The organism is Streptomyces sp. NPDC021212, assembly GCF_044332925.1.
Lineage (GTDB): Bacteria > Actinomycetota > Actinomycetes > Streptomycetales > Streptomycetaceae > Streptomyces.
In genome coordinates this window covers 589,036-611,443 of record NZ_JBIRPZ010000003.1, presented here as the reverse complement: position 1 = coordinate 611,443, position 22,408 = coordinate 589,036, and the positions used below count along the sequence as shown (strand labels likewise).

Genomic DNA, 22,408 nt, shown 5'->3' with positions numbered 1-22,408 from the left:
CGTACAAGGCCCGACCGGCCGGCTCTGGCCTGAGGGGCGCGTCAGATGTGTGTTCTCAGTCGTCGAGGAGCACGACGTGCTTGCCCGGTGAGGTACCGGCCTCGACGCCGGCCTGAGCGGAGCGAACCTGCTCCAGGCCGTGGTAGACCTTCGCCACCGGGCCCTTGAGCCGCCCTTCGGCGATGGCTTGCAGCTGGTGCTGGAACACCTCCGCGGGCAAGTCACTGGCCTCGCCCGCGTAGGCGGTCAGCCGCACTCCGCCCGGGATCATGAACGGGGTGAAGTCGGGGATCGTCCATTGGCCCGCCAGTGCGCCGGTGAAACAGACGGTGCCGTGCGCGCGCACGCACCCGAAGGTGTCCGGCAGGACTGTGCAGCCCACCAGTTCCAGCGCGGCGTCCACGCCCTTCGGCGCGAGGTCCCGGACCTTCTCGGCGATCTTCCCGTCGTCCACGATCGGATGGTCGATGCCCATGGCCCGCAGTTCGTCGGCGCGATCGGCCTGACGCGTGGTGGAGATGACCGTGACGCCGAGGTCTTTCGCGATCGTGGCCGCGCTCAGCCCGACCGTGGAGGTGCCGCCGCGGATCAGCAGAGTCTGCCCGGCCTTGAGGTCCAGGCCGGTGGTCAGCGATCCGTACGCGGTCTGGAACATCTCCGGCAGCGCGCCGACCACGTCCCACGGCAGGCTGGTCTCGAACGGGATGACCTGAGTTACGGGGACGGTGACGTACTGGGCGTAGGAGCCGTCGAAGGAGCGGCCCATGCCGCCCATCATGGTCGCCACCTGCTGCCCCGGGCGCAGCCCGCTGTCCTCCGGGGCCTGATCGATTACCCCCACACCCTCGATACCGGGGACGCGCGGGTAGGTGACCTCCGGGTCCGACTCGCCCTTGCGGGTGGTGACCTCGGATTCGTTGACGCCGAACGCCTTCACCTTGATCCGCACCCAGCCCGGCCGGAGTGCGGGCACCGGCGCATCCTTGATCTCGAGTGCGTCGAGGTCGCCGGGCCGGGTGACGACGACGGCTCGCATCGTCGCAGGTGCGGCGTCGCCGACGGCTGTCGGTTGGCTCATGGCAAGCTCCTTGATCGGCCGGCGGCGGCCTTGTGCGGTTCCGTATCGCCTGAGGACCGTCAGGGGCGGTCGATGCCCTCATACCGGTCGAGGACGGACTGGTAGTGCTCGCCGGCCTCGACGGGAAGGTTGCCGACGCCTTCCGCGCTGGGGCGGTCGATGACGGCGGGCCACAGCCGGGTCCGCCGACCCGTGGCGAAGTCGAGCACGATGTCGCGGATACGCGTGTCACGCTCGGCCTGCTCGGCGCTGCGGCCCGGCTGCTCCTGGCCGACCAGGGCGTACATCTCGGTGCCGTGCACGGCGGGCGCGCCCGCGGAGGGTCCCATCAGGAGGAGATGGGCGTTTCCGCCCGCAGCGGCGTGGGCCAGGGCGCCGCGGGCCGCGGACACGGCGTAGGTGTAGTCCGTCAGGTAGGCGGCGCGGACCTCGGCCGGGGTGCGGCCGTCCCTGTCGTAGGCGTCGACGATCTTCTGGGCGCGGGAGCGGGCGATGCGCCATCCGGCGATTTCGTCGACGACGGCCTCGACGGTGTGCGGGTCGAACCGGTCGAGGTCGTTCGCCACCCACCAGCCCATCTCGTCACTGGCCACGCTCAGCAGGATGTCCACGTCCCGGTGTGTACCGGAGGCCAGCACGTCCATGGGATGGGCACGCAGCACCGCTCCGGGCTGTCCGGCGTCCAGGACGACACCGATGCTCGTGCCCAGCATCCCGCCACGGATGCCCATGTCTGTCGGGGTGACCTTGCGCACGGCGGCCACCAGCGTGGCCGTGTCGAGGTCGAGGAGCTTTTCCGGGTTGTCCGCGACTCCGAGTTCGGTGACGAACCGGTGCGCGTGCTCCTCGGCCCACCAGGCCGGCTGGATACGCGAGGGGCCTCCGGAGAATCCGGCCAGGCGCGTGTACAGGCCGTTGGCGGCAGGGGCGCCGAGGAGCCCGAAGGCGGAAAAGGCGCCGGCGCTGTGGCCGTAGACGGTGACGTTGCCGGGGTCGCCGCCGAAGTGGGCGATGTTCTGCTTGATCCAGGTCAGCGCGGCGATGACGTCCTGCAGACAGAGGTTGCTGGCCTCGGCGAGAGCGCCGCCGTATTGCGACAGCGAGACCGCGCCCAGGGCGCCGAGCCGGTAGTTGATCGACACGCCCACCACGCGCCCTGTCGCGGCGAGACCGGAGGCGTTCGAGGTGATCTGCGTGTTGGCGCCGTACTCGAATCCGCCGCCGTGGATGTACACGGCCACCGGGAGTGCCTCCCCGGCAGGCTCTTCGGGGGCCCACACGTTCAGGTTCAGGCAGTCCTCGCCCGTCCCGCTGTCCGCTTCGAGCCAGTCGCCGCTGTCGGGCTGCACGGAGACGACGCCCTTGCGGTCGTAGGGGAGGCCCGGATCGAAGTCCGCGACCACGGGGCGGCGGTATCGCTCGGCGGTGGCATACGGGATTCCCCACCAGGACCGCACCCCTGGTGCGGTCGGGGCCTTGGGTGCGGTGTTGGTCATGGGATGTCCTTCCGGTGCGGTGCAGGAGTTCCGCGAGGTGTCGGCGGCGGGTTGCGCGCTCTCAAATCGTCACCCGGGATCCGCCGAAGCGTCCGGCGGACAGCGGTCACCCGGTGGTCACCAGGTGACACTTCTCTGATCCCTCCTTTCGTAGCCCAGGCCGCCGCGGGTCCGCTGGGGCGACCCGAGGTCTGCCGTCAGCGGGCCCGCTGGATCTCGGGCCGGGCGAAGCCGGGCTAGCAGGCACAGCGCGGCGGGCGTGGGGCGGTCGTGGCGGCTGACAAATCCCAGGGCGGGTGGACTACTCGAACTCAGGCCGTCGCGTCGGACGGGGACCGGAAGATCAGGTCGCGCTGCCACCCGTCCTCCAGCCACTCCCGGCAGATCCGGAGGTACTCGACCGGCCCGCCGGGATACCCGGAGCTGATCAGTCCCCCGTAAGGGGTGGGTGCGCAGCCGAAATCCACTGCGGGAATGCCCGCGGCCCTTTCCTTGATCTGCTGCGCCCAGCGCTCCTCCGCCTCCGGGTGGACCTCGACGCTCGTGAAACCCTCGTCGAGGCAGCGCTTGACGAGGGTGGAGACGTAACTTCCCTGCCCGTACAGGAGATACGCGTAGTTGTTCGGGAACGCGGCCTGGGCGGGGCTGCCGACCAGGAACAGATTGGGAAAGCCGACGGCCAGGATGCCGTGCAGCGTGCGTACGCCGCCGGCCCACTTGTCGGACAGCGACTCCCCGCCCCGTCCGGTGATGGGAAAGCGGGCGGCGTCCAGCACGAAGCCGGTGCCGAAGATGACGCAGTCGACCTCGTGCTCGACACCGTCGACCACCAGGCCCTTGGCGGTGAGCCGTTCGATGCCACGGCCCTCGGTGTCCAGCAACGTCACGTTGGGGCGGTTGTACGCCTGCAGATAGGTGTCGCTGAACTGGGGACGGTTGCACCCCAGGTTGTAGTACGGCATGAGCTTCTCCGCCGTGTCCGGGTCATTGACGATCGATGCCATGCCGGCCCGGATCTTCTCCATGGCCGCGTAGTTGGTCGTCAGCGCCCGGGTACCGTAGTCGGCTCCCTCGAGGAGGCCGGACAGCTCCGGCGGCGGGGTGCGGGTCATCTTGCTCAAGCTGGTGGCCGAGTCGTTGATGATGTCGTGCTCGGGTGGCGTCTCTCCCGGGGGAGTCTGGGTGATCGCGCTGAAGTTCTCCGTCCGCTCCATCTGCCAGCCGCGGGGCTGGCCGCGGAACCAATCGGGATCGGTGGGCTTGTTGTTGCGCGGCATGACGACGACCGGGGTGCGCTGGACGACGGTCACCTGCCGTGCGTACTCGGCCAGTTCCGGGATGTACTGGATCGCGGAGGCGGCGGTGCCGACGACCGCCACCCGCTTGCCCGCGAGTTTGGTCAGGTGTCCGTGTTCGTTGCCGCCGGTGTAGTCGTAGTCCCAGCGGCTGGAGTGGAAGACATGGCCCTCGAACTGGTCGAGGCCGGGCACATCCGGGATGCTCGGATTGTCCAGCGCCCCGCCGGCCAGGCAGACGAACCTCGCGCGGATCTCGTCTCCGCGATCCGTCGTGACGGTCCAGAGGTCGGCCGGCTCGTCCCAGCGCATCGCGGTCACCCGGGTCTGCAGACAGGCGGCCTCGTCCAGGTCGAACGTCTCGGCGAGCGCTTGGCAGTGCGCACGGATCTCGTCCCCCATGGTGTACTTCTCACTCGGCATCGTGCCGACGTCCTCGAGCATCGGCATGTAGATGTAGGCGTCGATGTCGCAGCGGATGCCGGGGTAGCGGTTCCAGTACCAGACTCCGCCGAAGCCGCCGCCCTTCTCGATGAGGCGCACCAGCGGGACACCTGCCTTGCGCAGGTGAGCGCCCGTGACCAGACCGGTGATGCCACCGCCGACGACCACGACATCGACCTCGTCGCGCAGTGGCTCCCGCTCGAATCCCGGTTCGACGAAGGGGTCCTCGACGGAGGCGACAGCGCTCTCCGCGACCGCCCGCCTCGTCGGCGGACTCGCCGATCGCCGCTTCTCACTCTCCTCCAGGTACGTGCGGCGAATCGCCTCAGGATCGAAGCCCGGACCCTCTCCGACGGGTGGAGTGGACCTGCTCATGCTCATCTCCTCGGGGTCAGCGTTGATGTGCGTACGCCGAGGGGATCCGCGGACCGTTTCACGCGGACTCCACCCACGTTCGTGGCGTGCCGCTCGACGTGAGCCCCACTCTCACCGCTGACCAGGGCTCTGGGGAATGAGAGATCGCCGATGACGCACATCGACGAAACCGATACCGCCATGGGGGCCGGCCCAGTGGCCTGCGCGAGGCCCTCCGCGCTCTTCCGGAGCAGGGGCAAGGATCAGCCGTGTGATGTGCCCGGGTGTGCGGTCTCTGTCGTGCTCGTGGCGACCAGTCGGCCGGCCTCGCTCGCTGTCTTCCGCAGCCAGATGTGCGCGGGGTCACGTTCGTACTGGGGATGCCACCACAGGGATTCCACCAGCCGCCCCAGGTCGAAGGGCAGCTCCAGGACGACCGTGCCGCTATCGGCGGGAAACAGGCGGGCGGCGCGTTCGGGGACCACACCCACCCGGTCGGTTCCGGCGACCAGGTGCGGAATGGTGAGGAAGTCCTCGACGGCGATCTCGACCCGCGGTTCGATGCCCCGGATGTGCAGCTGGTGCAGAGCCGAGTAGCCCTTCGTCGGGACCTGGTAGGGCAACACCCAGGGACGTGAGGCGAGTTCCTGCGGAGTCGGCGGCGCCGGTGTGACGGTGTCGGACGCCACGACGCACACCCAGCGGTCCTCGTACAGATCGACGGCCGGTACATGTGCCAAGAGGCCCTGCGGCAGCAGCATGCCGTCCACGGTGCGCAGATGCTCATCAGCGCGGCGGATGATCTGCGGGATGAGGTGTTGGAAGCGCAGCCGCACCCCCGGCGCCGTGTCGCGCACCAGGGCGGCCAGCGTCCGGCCGAAGGTCGCCAGATGCACGTCGGTCACCACCAGGGTGAACTCGCGCCGCGCTTGGGCGGGGTCGAAGTCGGGGCGGGTCTGGAAGACCCGGTCCGCCGAGCCGAGCGCCTGCGCGGTCTGCTCGGCCAGGCGCTCGGCCAGCGGGGTGAGCTCGTAGGCGTTCCCCACGCGGGTGAGCAGTTCATCGCCGAAGTGGCGGCGCAGCCGGGCCAGTGCGGCGCTCACGGTGGGTTGGCTCAGACCCAGCCGCTGGGCCGCCCGCGTCACACTGCACTCCTGCAACAGCGCGTCCAACGGCACCAGCAGGTTCAGATCCAGACCCACGACGCCAGCCTCCGCCCACTATCGATCTTGCCCGGACCAGCTTAGGCGGGACGGGTGCGGTTCCTCCCGAAGACACGGGTGCTGCTGACCCACCGGACGGTGCCGACCGGGAATGAGCCGAGCAGGATCTGTCGCAGCTCGCCACGCCGCACCTCGGGGCGTCCGCCCGCGCCGTCGTCTGCCGTGTCGAGCAGAACGGTCCGCCACTATGCGTGGCACCTTCCGGACGGGCGCCGTCGGCCTCTGTAGACCTCGTGGTCGCGACTCCTTACCGGGCCGGGGCCCCGCGGCCCGTCGCGGAGGCGAAGCCCAGCCAGGTGTGCCGGTTGCCCGCCCAGCACCAGCCGACCTTCGGGGCGTTGCGGCGCTCGCGGCCGTCCCGCCCGGTGCCGTTGCTGATCCAGATGGCCGGGGTACGGGCGTCCAGGGCGCCGCCTGCCTTGCGCAGCCGGGAGCCGATGGTCATGAAGCAGCGGTTGCGCTCCAAGGCGGCGGGTTGCTGCATCACCCAGTGGATGCCCTCGGTGAGCAGCAGCGGGGTGCGGGCCTCCGCGGTGAGGGCGGGCAACGCCTCGTTCGGGCTCCAGTTGGCCATGTGGTCGCCGCGGTCGAGGCCGGTGAGCAGGTAGAGCGGGGCGTCGGGTACGGCGACCGTGTCGAGCGGGGCGAACAGGTCGACGTCAGGCATGTCGGTGACGACGAAACCCGGCATGCCGTCGTGGCGGAGCAACGGCGCGAGGGCCGAGGCGGGGGCGCGGTCCGGGTGCACGGCGAGCAGGGCACCGTCACCGCCCGCGTGGGCCTCGGCGGCCGCGGCGAAGGCACGAAGCTCGGCGGCGGGCAGCCCGGCGATCTCGTGCACCCCCAGCTCGATCAGCCGCTCGGCCTGCGCGCTCAGGGCCGGGAGTGCGGGGAGAACGGTGGAGGCGGCGGGCGTGGTTTCGGGCACGATGCTCCTCGGGTCAGCGACGCGTACGGCCCAGGGCCAACGGGCCGACCCACCCGGAACGTTCCCCACCGCCGTGTCAGGAGCAACTGCTTGAATCCCCCGCATGGAACCGAACGCCACGCTCACCGCCCTGCGCGACTTCTGCGCCGAACGCCTCGGCGCGGACCTCGCGGACCGCTTCGTCCGCCTCGCCCGCCCCGGATTCGTTCTCACCGAGGCCGGGCCGGGTGAGGCCGCCGGGCGCAGTCGGTTCGGTGGGCGGGCGTTGCTCGAACCGGGCACGGAGTGGCCGACCTGCGACGGCTTTCCGCTGAGCCTGCTCGCCGTCCTCGACACCGACGCCCTGGCCCCCTGGCTCGACGGCGTCCTCCCGGCCGGGACGGGCCTGCTCAACTTCTTCTCCCTCGACAGCGACTCCGAGAACGCCGGTCCGGCCTCCATGGACCTCTCCCTCAAGTACGGCTGCCTCGCCCCGGAGCTGGGGCGGGTGATCGCGGCCCGCTCCGCGCACGCCGTCGAGACGGAGCCGCCCGCCCGGTCGAGCGTCTTCGCACCGGTCCCGTGGGCGGCGGCGCCCGGCTTCGCCTTCCCCGACTCCTTCGATCCCGCCTGGGACGACCTCGACCTGGGCCCCGGGTTCGACGACATGGCCCGGGCCATGCCCGCCATGCACCTGGAGGGCCTGTTGACCGAGTGGTCGCAACGACCGGGCGCGCTCGACTCGTCGGAGGACCTCGCCTTCGGCAGGCCCCAATTCCCCACCGGAAGCTCACCGATGCTGCCGAACCACGAAGACCCGAACCTCTACCACCACCTGCTCCAGCTGTCCGGGCAGGACGAGTGGTACATAGGCGGCGACGGCGGCTGGATGCACTGGTCGATCCCCACCGAGGCGCTACGGGACGGAGACTTCAGCCGGGCGATACCGACCCCCGACATCTGGTGACAGCTCCCTCATAGGCCCTCCACAGCCGGCAGCGGAATGGCCTATACCTCCGTCACCGGTGGCCAAAATCGGGCTTGTTGCATGTCACCGCCCGGTTAAGCATGGTGCTCAAGATGCTCAGTGAGCATTTCGAGACACATGGGGGAACAAATGATGCGAAAGATGCTTAAGGCGGGCGCCGCCTGCATGCTCGCGCTGGGCGCCGTGGCGGCCACCCAGGCCACTGCCCAGGCCGACGACGGGAAGCCCAAGCTCAGCTACGTCGTCAGACCGCACGTCGCCCAGAGCCCGTACGTCGCGGTGGACATCTACGCCAACGGTGCCTACGCCGGGACGGGCTTCTGGAGCCAGGACCCGGGCGGTGACATCAACGGGGACGGCAGCACCGACCCCGGTGACGCCCTCATCGCCTACGACGGCGCCGCCGACGGTTGGGGTGTCGAGGCCCGCCTCGACACCGGTCGCGTGGCCTCGACGCGCGGTCACGGCTCGCCCTACTGGAGCCCCTGGGCCACCGGCAACCTCGCCGAGGGCTCCAGGCACTCCATGAAGGTCTGCGTGGTCAAGGGCGATTCGGAATCCTGCCTCTCGGCGGTCAGCGTCACCGCCTAACCCCGGCGTCAGCCGGCCCGCACGCCGCGCGCCCCTCCGCTTCTCCGATACCGGGAAGCGGAGGGGCGCGCGGCGTTGAGTGGCCGAGGAGAGCGCGAGGGACTACGGACCCGAGGGCGGCGCTCCCCCGGTATCGGCGCTTGCCGGATTCGTCAGGATCGCGCTCGCGACGACGTCGAAGAGGTGGTCGGCGCGCGACGCGAGCGAGGGTTGATCACCGAGCCAGGCGAGCGCCGCGATCAGCGCGAAGAGATCGGTGCCGTCGATGTCCGTCCGCGCCGCGCCCGCGTCCTGGGCACGGGTGAGCAGCCGCGTGCCGGCCGCGCGGAGGGTGACGCACGAAGCGTGGAGTGCGGATTCGGTGTCCTCGATGGCGGCTGCCATCAGCACGGTCACGCCCCGGTACTCGGTTGTCCACGCGACACAGTCGCGCACCCACGACACCAGCGCGTCCTCGGGCGCACTCGACGTTTCGAGCTGACCCGCCCGTGCCGTCAGCTCGTCGAAGCTCGTGCGCAGCAACGCCTCGAGCAGCGCCTCGCGTGTCGGGAAGTGACGGAGCAGCGTCGCGAGCCCCACGTCGGCCCTGCGTGCGATGTCGCGCAGCGACGCGTCGACGCCCTGCTCGGTGATGACGGTGCCCGCAACGGCGAGCAAGTGGTCGCGATTCTTCCTGGCGTCGGCCCGCATCTGCCCCTCTTGACTATCCGGATCAGCGACCCATATATTCGGACCACTGATCCGGATAATATGGATCACTGATCCGATAAGCGTATCCCCCGGTAGGGGCAGGAGAGAACTGTGCCGACACACACGATGAGGGCGATCCGGCTGCATGAGTACGGCGGCCCCGAGGTGCTGCGTTATGACGAGGTGCCGATTCCCGAGCCGAGGCCGGGTGAGGTGCTCGTGCGCGTGCACGCGGTCGGCCTCAACCCGCCCGACTGGTACGCACGCGAGGGAATGCCCGACGTGCCTGCCGAGCTGAAGCCCCCGGTCGATCTCCCCCTGATCCCCGGGACCGATGTCTCCGGCGTCGTGGAAGCCGTCGCCGCCGACGTCGACGGCTTCGCGGCCGGAGACGAGGTGTTCGGCCTCCTGCGCTTCCCCACCGCCCTCCAAGGCAGCGCGTACGCCGAGTACGTCACCGCACCGGCGTCCGACTTCGCCCGCAAACCGGCCGGCGTCGACCATGTGCACGCCGCCGGCCTGCCCATGTCGGGGTTGACCGCGTGGCAGTTCCTGATCGAGCTGGGGCACGACCATCCCTCGCCGTTCCAGGAGGCCCGGCACCGCCCGATGGCACTCGACGGCGGGACCACGGTGCTCATCAACGGCGCCGCCGGTGGCGTGGGGCACCTCGCTCTCCAGCTGGCCAAATGGAAGGGAGCGCACGTCATCGCCGTGGCCTCCGGCGCCCACGAGACGTTCCTGCGCGAGCTGGGCGCCGACGAGTTCATCGACTACACCAAGGAGCGGCCCGAGGACGTCGCCCGGGACGTCGATCTCGTCCTGGACACCGTCGGAGGCCCCGACAGCAGGCGCTTCCTGCGCACTCTCAAGCGCGGCGGATCCCTCTACCCGGTGTACTTCGGCGCGTTCGACGACGAGGAGAACGCGAGGCTGGGCGTCACGGTCACTGCCACCCAGGTCCGCTCGAACGGCGCGCAGCTCGCCGAACTGGGACGCCTGCTCGACGCGGGCACGGTGCGCGTCGCGGTGGACAGCACGTATCCGCTCAGCGATGCCCGGGCGGCACACGAACGCGCCGCCCGAGGGCACATCCAAGGCAAGATCGTGCTCACGGTCGCCCAGCGCGTCAGCGGCGGGTGAACCAGGTGACCGTCACGCCGTTGTCGAACGACTCGCGGTCGGTCACCCGGAAGACGGTGGGGTCGAACTCACCGCGGAAGGCGGGGATTCCGGCTCCGGCGACCACCGGGTAGCTCTTGACGATCAGCCGGTCGATCTCCGGCAGCAGCGCCCCCGCGAGTCGGCCTCCACCGCACAGCCAGATGTCCTGGCCCTCCTCCCGCTTGAGGCCGCGGGCCAGGGCGAGCGGGTCGCCGTCGACCACGGTCACCGCCGGGTCGGGGCTGGGACCGAGGGTGGTGGAGACGACGTACTGGCGCAGGTGGGCGTACGGGCTGGTGATGCCGGCGTCCAGCGCGGGGCGGTAGGCGCCGAGGCCCATCAGGATGGTGTCGAAGTGCTGGTTGGGCGCGTCGGCGACGCCGTGGGCGGCGCGCAGGGCGGTGGGGACGGTCTCGGGGTAGCGCTTGTTCATCGAGCCCATGTAGGCGGCGGTCTGCGCCTCGTCACCGCTGGGATAGAAGTCGTACTCCCCGCCGGGTCCGGCGATGCAGCCGTCGATGCTGACGGCGAGGTAGTAGACGAGTTCTCGCATGTGGTGAATCACTCCATTCGTAGTACTCTGGTCGAGGTGGTGTGAACGTAGTACTACAACTGGAGTGGTGTCAATGGTGCGCAGGAACGACGAGCGAAGGGCGGCCCTCGTCGACGCCGCGATCGAGGTGCTGGCCGCGGAGGGCGCGCGGGGGCTGACCTTCCGGGCGGTGGACGGCGAGGCCGCCGTGCCCGCCGGGACGGCCTCCAACTACTTCGCCAACCGCGACGACCTGCTCACCCAGGCCGGTGCCCGGGTCTACGAACGGCTCCAGCCCGACGAGGCGACCATCGCCCGGCAGCGGGCGAGCACCCGGGACCGGGAGGGGTACGCGGCGCTGATGCGCGAGCTGGTCGGCCGGATCAGCGCCTTCCGCACCGGCTATCTCGCGCTCCTCGAACTCCGGCTGGAAGCCACCCGGCGGCCCGCCCTGCGCGCGGTGCTGACCGAGCGCGTCCGCGCCGACCTGGAGGCCAACGTGGCCTATCACGAGGAGTCCGGCCTGCCCGGTGACGCGACGGCGGTCCGGCTGCTGTACCTGGCCCTCAACTGGCTGATCGTGGAGCAGCTCACGCTGCCGGACGTACTCTCGGAAGGCCAGCGGGACGCCCTCGTGGCGGCCGCCGTCGAGCGCATCGTGACGCCGTAGATCCAGCACGTCGTGGCGGCGGCGATGAGTTTCCCCGGGCCGGGCGGTCCCACCATCGTCGACCCCCTACAGGAGGACCTCCATGACGCAGCTGCTGAGAGTCCAGAACTTCAACGTCTCGCGGGACGGGTTCGGCGCCGGTGAGCACCAGACCCTGGAGAGACCGTTCGGCCACGCCGATCCCGGGGAGATGTTCGCCTGGGCCGGGGCCACCGCGAGCTGGCCCCTGCGCACCGACCCGGGTGGGAGCCGTGGTCTGGACGACTACCTCACGCGGGACTATGCCCGGAACATCGGCGCCGAGATCATGGGCCGCAACAAGTTCGGGCCGCAGCGCGGGCCCTGGAGCGACTACGAGTGGCGCGGCTGGTGGGGCGACGAGCCCCCGTTCCACACCCCGGTGTTCGTCATGACGCACCACCCGCGCCCTTCGTTCACGCTCTCCGACACCACGTTCCACTTCGTGGACGCCGACCCGGCCACCGTCCTCGCCCAGGCGCGGGAGGCGGCGCAGGGCAAGGACGTGCGGCTCGGCGGCGGGGCCACGATCATCCGGGCGTTCCTCGACGCCGATCTTGTCGACACCCTGCATGTGGCGGTCTCGCCGTTGGAGCTGGGGTCCGGGTCACGGCTCTGGGAGTCCCCCGATGAGCTGCTCGACCGGTTCCACCTCGACATCGTGCCCAGCCCGAGCGGCGCCGTGACCCACCACCTGTTCTGGCGGACGTAGGCCGGGGGTGTCCCTCAGCTGAGCGCGGCGGCGAACATGCCGGTCTCGTACGACCCTCCCCGCTGGTGGACGATCACGGCGAGCCGGTTGGCCGCGTTGATCAGGGCGACCAGCGAGACCAGCGCGGCGACCTGGTCGTCGTCGTAGTGCTTGCGCACCCAGGCCCAGGTCTCGTCGGACACGCCGGGGTGGGCGTCGGCGAGCCGGGTGCCCTCTTCGGCGAGCGCCAGCGCGGCCTGCTCGGCCTCGGTGAACACGGTGGACTCGCGCCAGGCGGCGACCAGGTGGAGCCGGGCCGCCGTCTCTCCGGCGGCCGCGGCCTCCTTGGTGTGCATGTCGATGCACCAGCCGCAGCCGTTGATCTGGCTGGCGCGCAGCGACACCAGCTCCTGCGTGGACTTCGGCAGCGACGACTGGTGGATCACCAGACCGGCGCCTGCGAACCGCTTGGCGAACTTGGCGGCCAGCTCGTTCTCGAACAGGTTGAATCGGGCGTTCATGGCTGCGTTCCTCTCTCGTGGTGTCGCACTGGACGAACACGAGATGCCGCCGCCCCGCTCCGTGTGACGGCGTGGCCGTGTGACGTGCGCCACCGCCCGTGGATGTCACAAAGGCGCGGCGACCGGCGTCCTGTGCGCGTGACACCATCGCGAGCGAGCAGGCAGGAGCAGCCGGTGAAGAGCGAGCACACACAGGACACGGCCACCGAGGTGTTCGTCGCCCATCGCAATCTGCTGTTCACCGTCGCCTACGAGATGCTCGGCTCGGCCGCCGACGCGGAGGACGTCCTCCAGGAGACCTGGCTGCGGTGGGCGGGCGTCGATCTCGGCGCGGTACGGGACCAGCGCGCGTACCTGGTCCGGATCACCACGCGCCAGGCGCTGAGCCGACTGCGTACGCTCGGCCGCCGCAAGGAGTCGTACGTCGGCCCCTGGCTGCCCGAGCCGCTGCTGACCGCCCCGGACGTGGCCGAGGACGTCGAGCTGGCCGAAAGCGTCTCGATGGCGATGCTGCTGGTGCTGGAGACGCTGGCGCCGACCGAGCGGGCGGTGTTCGTGCTGCGCGAGGTGTTCGACCTCGGGTACGACGAGATCGCCGAGGCGGTCGACAAGAGCCCGGCCGCGGTCCGCCAGATCGCGCACCGGGCGCGGGCGCACGTCGCGGCGCGCCGGCCGCGCGGGGCGGTGTCCCCGGCCGAGACCCGCGACGCGCTCGACGCGTTCCAGCGGGCGGCCGACACCGGCGATCTGCAGAGCCTGCTCGACATCCTCGCGCCGGACGTCGTCTTCCTGGGCGACGGCGGCGGGATCAAGCAGGCCGTCCCGCGGCCCGTCGTGGGGGCCGACAAGGTGGGCCGCCTGCTGGCCGCCGGTCTGGGCAGGATGGCCGCCGTGGGGTCGCTGCTGCCCGCGCAGGTCAACGGCCATCCGGCGCTGCTTCTCCAGCAGGACGGCGCGGTCGACACCGTCCTGGCGATGCGCATCGACGACGGCCTCATCACCGGGCTCTACGCGGTGCGCAACCCCGAGAAGCTCTCGCACATGCGGCAGGAGACGGCCCTGCGCCGCTGAACCCGGATCCGGGGCCGAGCGGCCATGGCCGGGCCGCCGACGAACGATACGTGATCGGGCAGCCCCCAAGGGCGGCGTCGGCGGATTCTTATCCGTTGCCGCCGGTTCGGCCGGGCCGCTGAGCCGCCCTCACTACGGTGAGACCGTCTGAGCCGCGTGGGGCGGCCCGACCACCCGACCCAAGACATGCCACGGCGGCCGTGGCTCACGCGACCCTGACCCCTGGGGGACGATCCAGCCGATGAGCCACCCGATCCGAGGAGGCCGACACAGCCGGCCCCGTGACCCGCGCGCGCACTGGCTGCTGCTTTCCCTGATCCTCCCCATCATGTTCGGCCTGCTGATGTTCCAGGGCTGGACCACTCACGAGGTCGACGCCGCGAAGTCGCGGCCCGCCTGCACCACCCCGGTGCCGAAGGACATCGTCGGCGGCGGCCCGGTGGTGCAGATCAACAACGGCCAGGTCAGGACGGCGCGCATGCCCGCCGGGACGGTGGCGCTCACCTACGACGGCGGGCCCGACCCGCAGTGGACGCCGCGCATCCTCGACCTGCTGCGCAAGCACAAGGCACGCGCGACGTTCTTCCTCTCCGGCGCCAAGGCGGCCGAGCATCCGGATCTGGTGCGGCGGATCAGGGCCGAGGGCCATGAGATCGGCTCGAACACCTACACCGGCGCCGACATGGGCACGGCGTCGTCCGTGCGCTCCTCGATGGAGCTGTCGCTGACCGAATCGGCGCTCGCGGGCACCGTGGGCAGTGAGCCGCGGCTGATGCGGATGCCGCTGACCACCGACGTGGAGACGCTGTGCGGCGTCGAGTGGCAGGCGGCGCGGCGCGTCGCCTCGCAGGGGTACGCGCTGGTCGCCGCCGACAAGCCGTCGCAGCGCCCGTCGCAGGGGCTGGTCCGGCAGTTGCCCCAGACGGACACCGCGTACCAGGAGACGGAAAAGCTGCTGAAGAACCCCCGGGTGCAGAGGTTCACCACCGTCACGGGCGGGCTCGGGGTGCCTCCGGTCGAGGCCAAGTCGTCCACCCTCGGCCGCTGGCAGGGCCAGGCCCTGATCTGGCTGTCGGCCGTCGGCCGCGCCTTCGTGACGATCATGACGTGGGTGCTCGGCATCGCGGGCGCGCTGGGGGTGCTGCGGCTGGTGCTGCTCGTGGTGTTCGCCCGCGCCCATGTCCGGCGGCTCACCCGTTACGGGCCCGACGACCCGCCGCCACCGGTGGTGAACGAGCCGGTGACGGTGCTGGTGCCCGCGTACAACGAGGAGGCGGGCATCGAGGGCACCATCCAGTCGCTGCTGGCCTCCACCCACCAGAAGCTCCAGGTCATCGTGATCGACGACGGGTCGACGGACCGAACCGCCGAGATCGCCGCCGCGAGCAACGACTCCCGGGTGCTGGTGATACGCCAGCCCAACTCGGGCAAGCCGACCGCGCTCAACTCCGGTCTCGCCCACGCCAAGCACGACATCGTGGTCATGGTCGACGCCGACACCATCTTCGAACCGGACGCCATCCGCCAGCTCATCCAGCCGCTCGGGCAGCCGGACGTCGGCGCGGTGAGCGGGAACACCAAGGTCGGCAACCGGCGCAGCCTGCTGGGCAGATGGCAGCACCTGGAGTACGTCTTCGGGTTCAACCTCGACCGCCGGATGTTCGAGGTGCTGGAGTGCATGCCGACCGTCCCCGGCGCCATCGGCGCCTTCCGGCGGGAGGCGCTGACGGAGGTCGGCGGGGTCAGCGAGGACACCCTCGCCGAGGACACCGACCTCACCATGGCCCTGTGGCGGGCCGGCTGGCGGGTGGTGTACGAGGAGACCGCCGTCGCCTGGACCGAGGTCCCCACCTCGCTGCGCCAGCTGTGGCGGCAGCGCTACCGCTGGGGCTACGGCACCCTCCAGGCCATGTGGAAGCACCGGCGCGCCGTCATCGCCCGGGGCTCGGACGGGCGCTTCGGCCGCCGCGGACTGACCTATCTCGCGCTGTTCCAGGTCGTGCTGCCGCTGCTCGCGCCCGTGATCGACCTGTTCGCGGTGTACGGGATCCTCTTCCAGAACCCCACGGAGTCGGCCTGGGTGTGGCTCGCGTACCTCGGCATCCAGGTGGTGTGCGCCGGATACGCGCTCCGGCTGGACGGGGAGCGGATGCGGACCCTGTGGTCGCTGCCCTTCCAGCTCTTCGCCTACCGGCAGTTGATGTATCTGGTGGTCATCCAGTCCGTGGTGGCCCTGCTGCTCGGCACCCGGCTGAAGTGGCACCGCATCCAGCGCTCCGGGACGGCCGGCCAGACGCTCGGCGACTCGGCCGCGTATCAGAGAGCGTGACGCTGAAGAGCGTGACGTCAAAGGGCGTGACGCAAAGAGCGTGACATCACACCGCGCCTCGCGTCGAGATAACCGGCGGCCGCAGCCGTACCAGTAGTCAGCAGGCACAGGCATACGGACGTTTCCATCCGAAGGGAGGCTGCCCCCATGAGTGACCGTCGGAAAGGCTGGGCAGACGCGAACCGGCAGCAGGCCGACGGGGACCCCCCGTCGCACGCCACCCCGGGCGGGCAGCGGCGAGGGACGGCGGCGTACCTCCAGCAGCAGCCGACGAGAGACCGGGGAGAGGCATCCGCCCGGGAGACGGCCAACGCCCCGACCGAGTCGTTCCCCGCCGTGCCGCCGGCTCCCGCCCCGCCTCCTCCCCCGCCGCCGACTCCGGGCGTCGCCGGGCCTCCCCCGGGCGCCGCCGGGCCGGGGCCGGGCGCCACCCAGCGGGTCCCGGGCGTGTCCCGGCCGGACCCGGGCGCCCGGTCGATCCCGGCCGTCACCCAGCCGGTCCAGACCGACGCCGGGCTGTGGCGCCCGGACATCCCCGCGCGGCGCACCCCCCACCGGGGCGAGGTGGACGAGGAGCCTCCCGTTCTGCGGCGGCGCGCCCCCAAGGAGCCGCTGAGCCGGCGCCGCCGCCTCACCCGTATCGCGCTCGTCGCGGTGTCGGCGCTGCTCGTCGCCACCGGCAGCGCCTACATCTGGGTCGACACCCGGATGAACCGCGACGTCGACCTCGACGCGGCCCCCAACCGCCCTCCGCTCGGCAAGGGCACCAACTACCTCATCGTGGGCTCCGACAGCCGCGCGGGCCTGTCCGCCTCGGCCAAGCAGAGCCTGAGCACCGGCTCGGCCGAGGGCGGCCGCACCGACTCGATGATGGTGCTGCACACCGGCGCCAACGGCACCACGATGATGAGCCTCCCGCGTGACTCCTGGGTGAGAGTGCCGACGTACGTGCGCCCCGAGACCGGCAAGCGCTACGGCGAGGAGCAGAACAAGCTCAACGCGGCCTATTCGCGGGGCGGTCCCGGTCTGCTCGTGCAGACCATCGAGCGCAACACGGGACTGCACATCAACCACTACGCGGAGATCGGCTTCGGTGGCTTCGTGGACATCGTGAACGCGGTCGGCGGCGTACGGATGTGCGTGGACCGCGACATCAAGGACCCGAAGTCCGGCCTGGACCTGAAGAAGGGCTGCCAGACCCTCGACGGCGGCAAGGCGCTCTCCTTCGTACGGCAGCGCAAGCAGGAGGCCAACGGCGACCTGGGGCGGACCGCGAACCAGCAGAAGTTCCTGGCCGCCCTCGCGAAGAAGGCCGCCACCCCGGGCGTGCTGGCCAACCCCTTCGCGGCCTTCCCGACAGTCAGCGCGGGTCTCGACACGCTCATCGTGGACAAGAAGATGAACCTGGAGACCCTGATGTCCCTGTTCAAGGCGATGAAGGGCATCACCTCGGGCGCGGGCAAGCAGCTCAACGTCCCGGTGTCCAACACCAACCTCAAGACCTCCAAGGGCAGCGCCGTGCAGTGGGACACCGCGCAGGCGAGGCGGCTCTTCGACCAGATCCGCAACGACCAGCGGGTGGACGTGCCGTCCTCCCTGCCCGGGCGCCCGGCAGCGGCGGTGCGGTAGGCCGGAGGGGCGGGAGGGGTGCCGTTTTTCCGCGGACCGCCGTCTTCCCCTCCCGGCCCGGCGACCGCTTTCATGGGACGGGACTGCCGATCGACTGCGCTCGCGGGCGCGCGAGGAGGTCCCAGGGTGTCGGTGCTCTCCGTCCGTCCACGGTCCCGTCCCTCCCGGTCTCCCCGCCTCTGGTCCCCGCGGCTGCGCCGCCGGCTGGCGGCCGACGCCGCGCTGCTGGTCGTCGCGGCGGCCTTCGTCCTCCCGCTGGCCTGGCTGGTGCTCGCCTCGGTCGACGGCGACGCGACGTTACGGGTCTCGGCGCCCGGCACCCCGACACTCGACAACTTCTCGGCGGTGTGGACGGACGAGATCACGTTCACGCCGATGCTCAACAGCCTGGTGCTGTGCGGCAGCGCCACCGCGCTGACGGTCGCGTGCGCGGCGCTCGCCGCGTATCCGCTGTCGCGGTTCCGGTCGCGGCTGGTGCGGCCGTATCTGATGACGGTGCTGTTCACGACGTGTCTGCCGATCACCGCGATCATGGTCCCGGTCTACGGGCTCTTCGTGCAGGTCGACCTGATCGACACCATGTCCGGCACCGCGCTCTTCCTCGCCGCCTCGCAACTCCCCTTCGCGATCTGGCTGATGAAGAACTTCATGGACGGCGTGCCGGTGATCCTCGAAGAGGCGGCCTGGACGGACGGCGCGTCCTGGACGCAGAGCCTCACGCGGGTCATCCTGCCGCTGATGGGCCCGGGCATCACGGTCGTGATGATCTACAGCTTCATCATGATGTGGGGCAACTTCTTCGTCCCCTTCATGCTGCTGCTCACCCCCGAACAACTCCCGGCGTCCGTCTCCATCTTCACCTTCTTCGGCAACCACGGGCAGATCGTCTACGGGCAGCTCGCCGCGTTCTCGATCCTCTACTCCACCCCGGTGGTGCTGCTGTACGTGCTCATCGCCCGGCGGCTCGGCGGCGGCTTCGCGCTCGGCGGCGCCGTCAAGGGGTGACCTGTCAAGGGGTGACGAGCGCTTCGCAGCCGTGGTCCTCGGCCGACCGGGCGGCGAAGGCGGCCAGGGCCTCGCGTTCGTAGGCGAGGTCCGGGCGGGCGCGGGCGTCGCCGTCGGCGTCGTCGGCGCGGATCAGGTACAGGGCGCGCGAAGCGCCGCCCCCGCAGTCCGCGCCGGCCCAGTACGCGCTCCGGCCGAGCCGCCCGGCGGGCTTCTCGACGGGGGTCACGCCCTCGCCGTGGTCGCGGGGGTACTGGGCGCGGGCGTCCTCCGCGTACGGCCCGTAGTAGGCGTCCAGGCGGTAGCGGGGCGAACCGTCGCGGGCGCCGAGCGCGCAGATCTCGCGCGGGGCGCGGGCCCGGGCGGTCTCGCGGGCCGTGGAGACGGCGGAGCGGGCGGCGGTGGGAACGGTCGCGCAGGTGCCGGTGGCGCCGAGCAGCGGCTCGTACTCGTCCTCGTTCACCGGCAGGTCCACGCCGCGGACCGGCTTGCCCAGCCGGGCGCCGCACTTCCAGCGGGCGTCGGCCCGCCGCGCGGTCGCGAGGGCGGTGCGGACGAAGGCGGGACGGGTGGCGGGGTCGTCCAGGGTGGCGCCGCCGAGCGCGGTCTCGACGGTGATCAGCAGGCTGCGGCCGCCCCCGGCGCAGTCGAGCAGCACGGCCGCCGTCGCCTTGCCGTCCCCGGGGTCGCCCTGGCGGGCGTTGTCGGTGGCGAAGAGGCCGGACCAGCCGTGCCCTACGGGTACGGGGAGGGTGCCGCGGGCGGGTACGGCGGGGTACAGCTCGCCGGTCCCGTACGCGGCGCGGGGGCGCGGCGCCCCGTCGATGGTGACGTCGACCCGGCCCTTGCCCTCGACGATCGCCTCGCAGCGCACCTCCAGGGAGGTGCCGCGGTCGCCGCCGAAGGCGCCCTCGGTGCTGCTGGTCACGTCCACGCCGCTGTCGCCGAGCACCGAGCGGACCTCGTCCGCCGCGAGCGCCCCGCCGCACGCCTCGTCGAGCGCCCGGTCGCCGCTGCCGGCGAACCAGACCAGCACGCCGGTGAGGAGGGCCAGCGCGAGCGCGCCCGCCGTGATGCCGCGCACCTGCCGCCGGGTGAGCAGCGACCGCGGCCCGGTCGTCAGTGCCACTCCTCCACCTCTCCGAGCACCTTCGTGTCGCGGCAGCCCGCCGCCTTCGGCCAGCCGCCCTCGGCGCCCAGGTAGCGGGCCAGCAGCGTGTGCGCGGTCCCGGCGAGCGCGGCGCGCCGCGCGGGGCCGAGCGGGACCGTCTCGCCGTCGGGTATGTGCAGCCGGGGCAGCACGGAGACGCGGTGGTAGGTGACCTTGCCGCCGCACACCGACTGGGCCCACAGGGCGAGTTGGGGATGGGTGAGGTAGGACGGGACCCGGTCCACCCGGCCCCCCGGGTCCGGTTCCGTGTCGTCCGTACCCAGGGGTTCGGCCTCCGCGAGCCCGTTCTCCTCGCCCGCGCCCCAGCCGGGCACATGGCCCTCGCGTTCGTACGAGTCGTACGCGGACCGGCCCAGGACCCCCGTCCAGCTGGCCGCCTCGACCCCGGTGATCTGCCAGTCCCGCGGCGTCTCGCCCGCGTTGTGCCGGGCGCCGGCGTCCCAGTCGCCGACGCAGGCGCTCAGGGCGGTGGAGTTCTGTGCGTCGCCGCGCGTGGCCCACGCCCCGGACCTGAGCCCGGGCACCGAGGACGGGCTGATCCAGTCGCAGCGCCGCGAGGCGGGTCCGGCCATGCCCTCGCCGCCCCGGTCCGCGGCCGGGGCCACGACCTGGGACGGCGGATCCAGCGGGGGCCCGCCGCAACGCTGCGCCCTGGTGATGGCGTTGGCGACGTGGACGGCGGTACGGAAACCGGTGAGCGCGGTTCTGCGGTCGGCCCCGGCCGCTGCCCCGGCGCTTCCGTCGGTGACCTTGGCGGTGACGTACAGGTCGGTCGTCGGGCGGACCCGGCCGTTCAGCCCGCCCCGGCAGTCGGCGACCAGCCAGGCGCCGCGCGCGCCGTACCGGCCGGTGGTGCCGGGCGCGGTGAAGGTGCCACCGGGGCCCGGGTTCACGAGCTGGCGGGTCTCCATGCCCTGGGGCACGTCCGAGACCAGCGCCTCGGCGTGGACGGCGACTTCGTTGCCGCCGCCCCAGGACAGCGAGCAGTCGAGCAGGGAGCGGCTGTCCTGACCGGGGGCGAGCATCGTGCCGTGCTGCCGCAGCTCACCGGGCCGGGCGTCCCGCACCAGCCGCTCCAGGTCACCGTACGGCAGGGCACCGTCGCACGCCTTCCGTAACTGGTCGCGGTTGGCGGCGAGATGGCCGCCGCCCTTGTTGCCGATCGCGAGGACGGCACCCGTGACCAGTGCGGTGATCAGTGCGAAGAGGATCGCGTAGCGCAGCCACGTACGGTCCGTTAACCCGCCCATCCGCCGGTAACTCCCTCACCCCCTGTTCGACTCCGTCCCCCCGGGTCAAGGCGGGGACCGTACCAGGTGGTGCTCAGAAGACGGATTCGGCCTCGTCCATGCGGTGGGCCGGAACGGTCTTCAGCGCGGTGACGGCCTCGGCGATCGGCACCATGGTGATGTCGGTGCCGCGCAGCGCCGTCATCATGCCGAAGTCGCCGCGGTGGGCGGCCTCGACGGCGTGCCAGCCGAAGCGGGTGGCCAGCACGCGGTCGTACGCGGTGGGCGTGCCGCCGCGCTGGACGTGGCCGAGGATGACCGGGCGGGCCTCCTTGCCGAGCCGCCGCTCCAGCTCGGCCGCCAGCCGGTTGCCGATGCCGGCGAACCGCTCGTGCCCGTACTGGTCGATCTCGCCCTTCTGGTAGTCCATCGCGCCCTCGGCGGGGTGCGCGCCCTCGGCGACGCAGATGACCGCGAACTTCTTGCCGCGCGCGAAGCGCTCCTCGATCATCTTGACCAGCCCGTCGACCTCGAAGGGCCGCTCCGGGAGGCAGATACCGTGGGCGCCGCCCGCCATGCCGGACTCCAGCGCGATCCAGCCCGCGTGCCGCCCCATGACCTCGACGACCATGACCCGCTGGTGCGACTCGGCGGTGGTCTTGAGGCGGTCCATGGCCTCGGTGGCGACGCCGACGGCGGTGTCGAAGCCGAAGGTGCGGTCGGTGGAGGAGATGTCGTTGTCGATGGTCTTGGGGACGCCGACGATGGGCAGCCCCGCGTCCGACAGCATCCGGGCGGCGGTCAAAGTGCCCTCGCCGCCGATCGGGATCAGCACGTCTATGCCATAGTCACGGGCGTGGTCCTTGGACGTCTCGCAGGCCTCGCGCAGCCGGGCGCGCTCCAGCCGGGAGGAGCCGAGGATCGTGCCGCCGCGGGCCAGGATGCCGCTCACATCGTCCAGGTCGAGCTTGCGGTGACGGCCGTCGAGGAGGCCCTTGAAGCCGTCCTCGAACCCGATCACCTCGTCCCCGTGACCGGCGACCGCACGGTGCACCACCGACCGGATCACAGCGTTGAGGCCGGGGCAGTCGCCGCCTGCGGTGAGAACTCCGATGCGCATCGTGCTGTGTCTCCTGCTCCCTCAGGGTAGATGTGAGCCAGTCCGATTGTTTCATGGGCGGGGTGGTGCTGTGTCCCCCATGCCGCCGAGCGTCATAACCATGGGCGCAGGTATTGTCAAGAGGACTGGGCCGTAGAAAGTGGCCAATTTGTGTCCGAAAGGATGCATGTAAGGAAAACGCCGAGGAAACGG

At 71.3% G+C, this 22,408-nt stretch carries 20 protein-coding genes and 1 pseudogene; 9 read left to right on the top strand and 12 right to left on the bottom strand.

What is annotated here, in order from left to right:
• Window positions 1-55: 55 nt before the first annotated feature.
• From ACH4SI_RS11035 to ACH4SI_RS11010, 6 genes and pseudogenes are all read right to left on the bottom strand, one after another.
• Window positions 56-1,078, bottom strand: a complete 1,023-nt coding sequence (locus ACH4SI_RS11035; RefSeq protein WP_398295039.1) for an alcohol dehydrogenase catalytic domain-containing protein — start codon at window positions 1,076-1,078, stop codon at window positions 56-58.
• Between the two features lie 59 nt (window positions 1,079-1,137).
• Window positions 1,138-2,574: a carboxylesterase family protein gene (locus ACH4SI_RS11030; protein WP_398295037.1), complete on the bottom strand. Its 1,437-nt coding sequence runs from the start codon at window positions 2,572-2,574 to the stop codon at window positions 1,138-1,140.
• Between the two features lie 311 nt (window positions 2,575-2,885).
• The gene (locus ACH4SI_RS11025; RefSeq protein ID WP_398295035.1) at window positions 2,886-4,688 is read right to left on the bottom strand and encodes a flavin-containing monooxygenase; all 1,803 of its coding nucleotides are present in this window, start codon (window positions 4,686-4,688) and stop codon (window positions 2,886-2,888) included.
• Between the two features lie 242 nt (window positions 4,689-4,930).
• Entirely contained in the window at window positions 4,931-5,869 is a 939-nt protein-coding gene (locus ACH4SI_RS11020) for a LysR family transcriptional regulator (protein WP_398295033.1), read from the bottom strand.
• A 56-nt stretch (window positions 5,870-5,925) separates the two neighbouring features.
• Window positions 5,926-6,069, bottom strand: a pseudogene (locus tag ACH4SI_RS11015) (FAD-dependent monooxygenase); the annotation flags it as partial.
• A gap of 68 nt (window positions 6,070-6,137) precedes the next feature.
• Window positions 6,138-6,818 (bottom strand): DUF5701 family protein, encoded by a 681-nt coding sequence (locus tag ACH4SI_RS11010; protein WP_398295031.1) that lies wholly within the window; start codon window positions 6,816-6,818, stop codon window positions 6,138-6,140.
• Window positions 6,819-6,921: 103 nt separating this feature from the next.
• Between ACH4SI_RS11010 and ACH4SI_RS11005 the strand changes: the two genes are divergently transcribed.
• Both ACH4SI_RS11005 and ACH4SI_RS11000 read left to right on the top strand, forming a co-directional pair.
• Window positions 6,922-7,764 carry a DUF1963 domain-containing protein gene (locus ACH4SI_RS11005; protein WP_398295029.1) on the top strand — a complete coding sequence of 281 codons (843 nt, stop codon included), beginning with the start codon at window positions 6,922-6,924 and terminating at the stop codon, window positions 7,762-7,764.
• 162 nt (window positions 7,765-7,926) lie between these two features.
• Complete coding sequence (locus ACH4SI_RS11000) at window positions 7,927-8,376, top strand: hypothetical protein (RefSeq protein ID WP_398295027.1); 450 nt, start codon at window positions 7,927-7,929, stop codon at window positions 8,374-8,376.
• Window positions 8,377-8,478: 102 nt separating this feature from the next.
• Here ACH4SI_RS11000 and ACH4SI_RS10995 read toward each other — a convergent pair whose 3' ends face one another.
• Window positions 8,479-9,066 (bottom strand): TetR/AcrR family transcriptional regulator, encoded by a 588-nt coding sequence (locus tag ACH4SI_RS10995; RefSeq protein WP_398295243.1) that lies wholly within the window; start codon window positions 9,064-9,066, stop codon window positions 8,479-8,481.
• 126 nt (window positions 9,067-9,192) lie between these two features.
• Here ACH4SI_RS10995 and ACH4SI_RS10990 point away from each other — a divergent pair, with 126 nt between their 5' ends.
• Window positions 9,193-10,209: an NADP-dependent oxidoreductase gene (locus ACH4SI_RS10990; RefSeq protein WP_398295240.1), complete on the top strand. Its 1,017-nt coding sequence runs from the start codon at window positions 9,193-9,195 to the stop codon at window positions 10,207-10,209.
• Here the strand turns inward: ACH4SI_RS10990 and ACH4SI_RS10985 are convergent.
• Entirely contained in the window at window positions 10,196-10,783 is a 588-nt protein-coding gene (locus tag ACH4SI_RS10985) for a dihydrofolate reductase family protein (RefSeq protein WP_398295025.1), read from the bottom strand. The two genes, ACH4SI_RS10990 and ACH4SI_RS10985, sit on opposite strands and share 14 nt — an antisense overlap.
• A 73-nt stretch (window positions 10,784-10,856) precedes the next feature.
• On the opposite strand from ACH4SI_RS10985, the gene ACH4SI_RS10980 reads away from it, so the two are divergent.
• Both ACH4SI_RS10980 and ACH4SI_RS10975 read left to right on the top strand, forming a co-directional pair.
• On the top strand, window positions 10,857-11,432 hold the full coding sequence (locus ACH4SI_RS10980) for a TetR/AcrR family transcriptional regulator (protein ID WP_398295023.1): 576 nt from the start codon (window positions 10,857-10,859) through the stop codon (window positions 11,430-11,432).
• 82 nt (window positions 11,433-11,514) lie between these two features.
• Window positions 11,515-12,162, top strand: a complete 648-nt coding sequence (locus ACH4SI_RS10975) for a dihydrofolate reductase family protein (RefSeq protein ID WP_398295021.1) — start codon at window positions 11,515-11,517, stop codon at window positions 12,160-12,162.
• A 14-nt stretch (window positions 12,163-12,176) separates the two neighbouring features.
• On the opposite strand, the gene ACH4SI_RS10970 is transcribed toward ACH4SI_RS10975, so the two are convergent.
• Window positions 12,177-12,662, bottom strand: coding sequence for a carboxymuconolactone decarboxylase family protein (locus ACH4SI_RS10970; protein WP_398295019.1), 486 nt, complete (start codon window positions 12,660-12,662; stop codon window positions 12,177-12,179).
• 174 nt (window positions 12,663-12,836) lie between these two features.
• On the opposite strand from ACH4SI_RS10970, the gene ACH4SI_RS10965 reads away from it, so the two are divergent.
• From ACH4SI_RS10965 to ACH4SI_RS10950, 4 genes are all read left to right on the top strand, one after another.
• Complete coding sequence (locus ACH4SI_RS10965; protein ID WP_398295017.1) at window positions 12,837-13,733, top strand: RNA polymerase sigma-70 factor; 897 nt, start codon at window positions 12,837-12,839, stop codon at window positions 13,731-13,733.
• 241 nt (window positions 13,734-13,974) lie between these two features.
• On the top strand, window positions 13,975-16,062 hold the full coding sequence (locus ACH4SI_RS10960; RefSeq protein ID WP_398295015.1) for a bifunctional polysaccharide deacetylase/glycosyltransferase family 2 protein: 2,088 nt from the start codon (window positions 13,975-13,977) through the stop codon (window positions 16,060-16,062).
• 147 nt (window positions 16,063-16,209) lie between these two features.
• Window positions 16,210-17,691 carry an LCP family protein gene (locus tag ACH4SI_RS10955; RefSeq protein WP_398295013.1) on the top strand — a complete coding sequence of 494 codons (1,482 nt, stop codon included), beginning with the start codon at window positions 16,210-16,212 and terminating at the stop codon, window positions 17,689-17,691.
• A gap of 126 nt (window positions 17,692-17,817) precedes the next feature.
• Window positions 17,818-18,696 (top strand): carbohydrate ABC transporter permease, encoded by an 879-nt coding sequence (locus ACH4SI_RS10950; protein WP_398295008.1) that lies wholly within the window; start codon window positions 17,818-17,820, stop codon window positions 18,694-18,696.
• 4 nt (window positions 18,697-18,700) lie between these two features.
• On the opposite strand, the gene ACH4SI_RS10945 is transcribed toward ACH4SI_RS10950, so the two are convergent.
• The 3 genes from ACH4SI_RS10945 to ACH4SI_RS10935 form a co-directional block, all read right to left on the bottom strand.
• A complete protein-coding gene (locus tag ACH4SI_RS10945) occupies window positions 18,701-19,825 on the bottom strand; it encodes a hypothetical protein (RefSeq protein ID WP_398295006.1) in 1,125 nt (374 codons plus the stop codon).
• Window positions 19,816-21,117, bottom strand: coding sequence for a hypothetical protein (locus tag ACH4SI_RS10940; RefSeq protein ID WP_398295004.1), 1,302 nt, complete (start codon window positions 21,115-21,117; stop codon window positions 19,816-19,818). Before ACH4SI_RS10940 ends, ACH4SI_RS10945 begins: the two co-directional genes overlap by 10 nt.
• A 73-nt stretch (window positions 21,118-21,190) precedes the next feature.
• Entirely contained in the window at window positions 21,191-22,216 is a 1,026-nt protein-coding gene (locus ACH4SI_RS10935; RefSeq protein WP_398295002.1) for an ATP-dependent 6-phosphofructokinase, read from the bottom strand.
• Window positions 22,217-22,408: the final 192 nt, after the last annotated feature.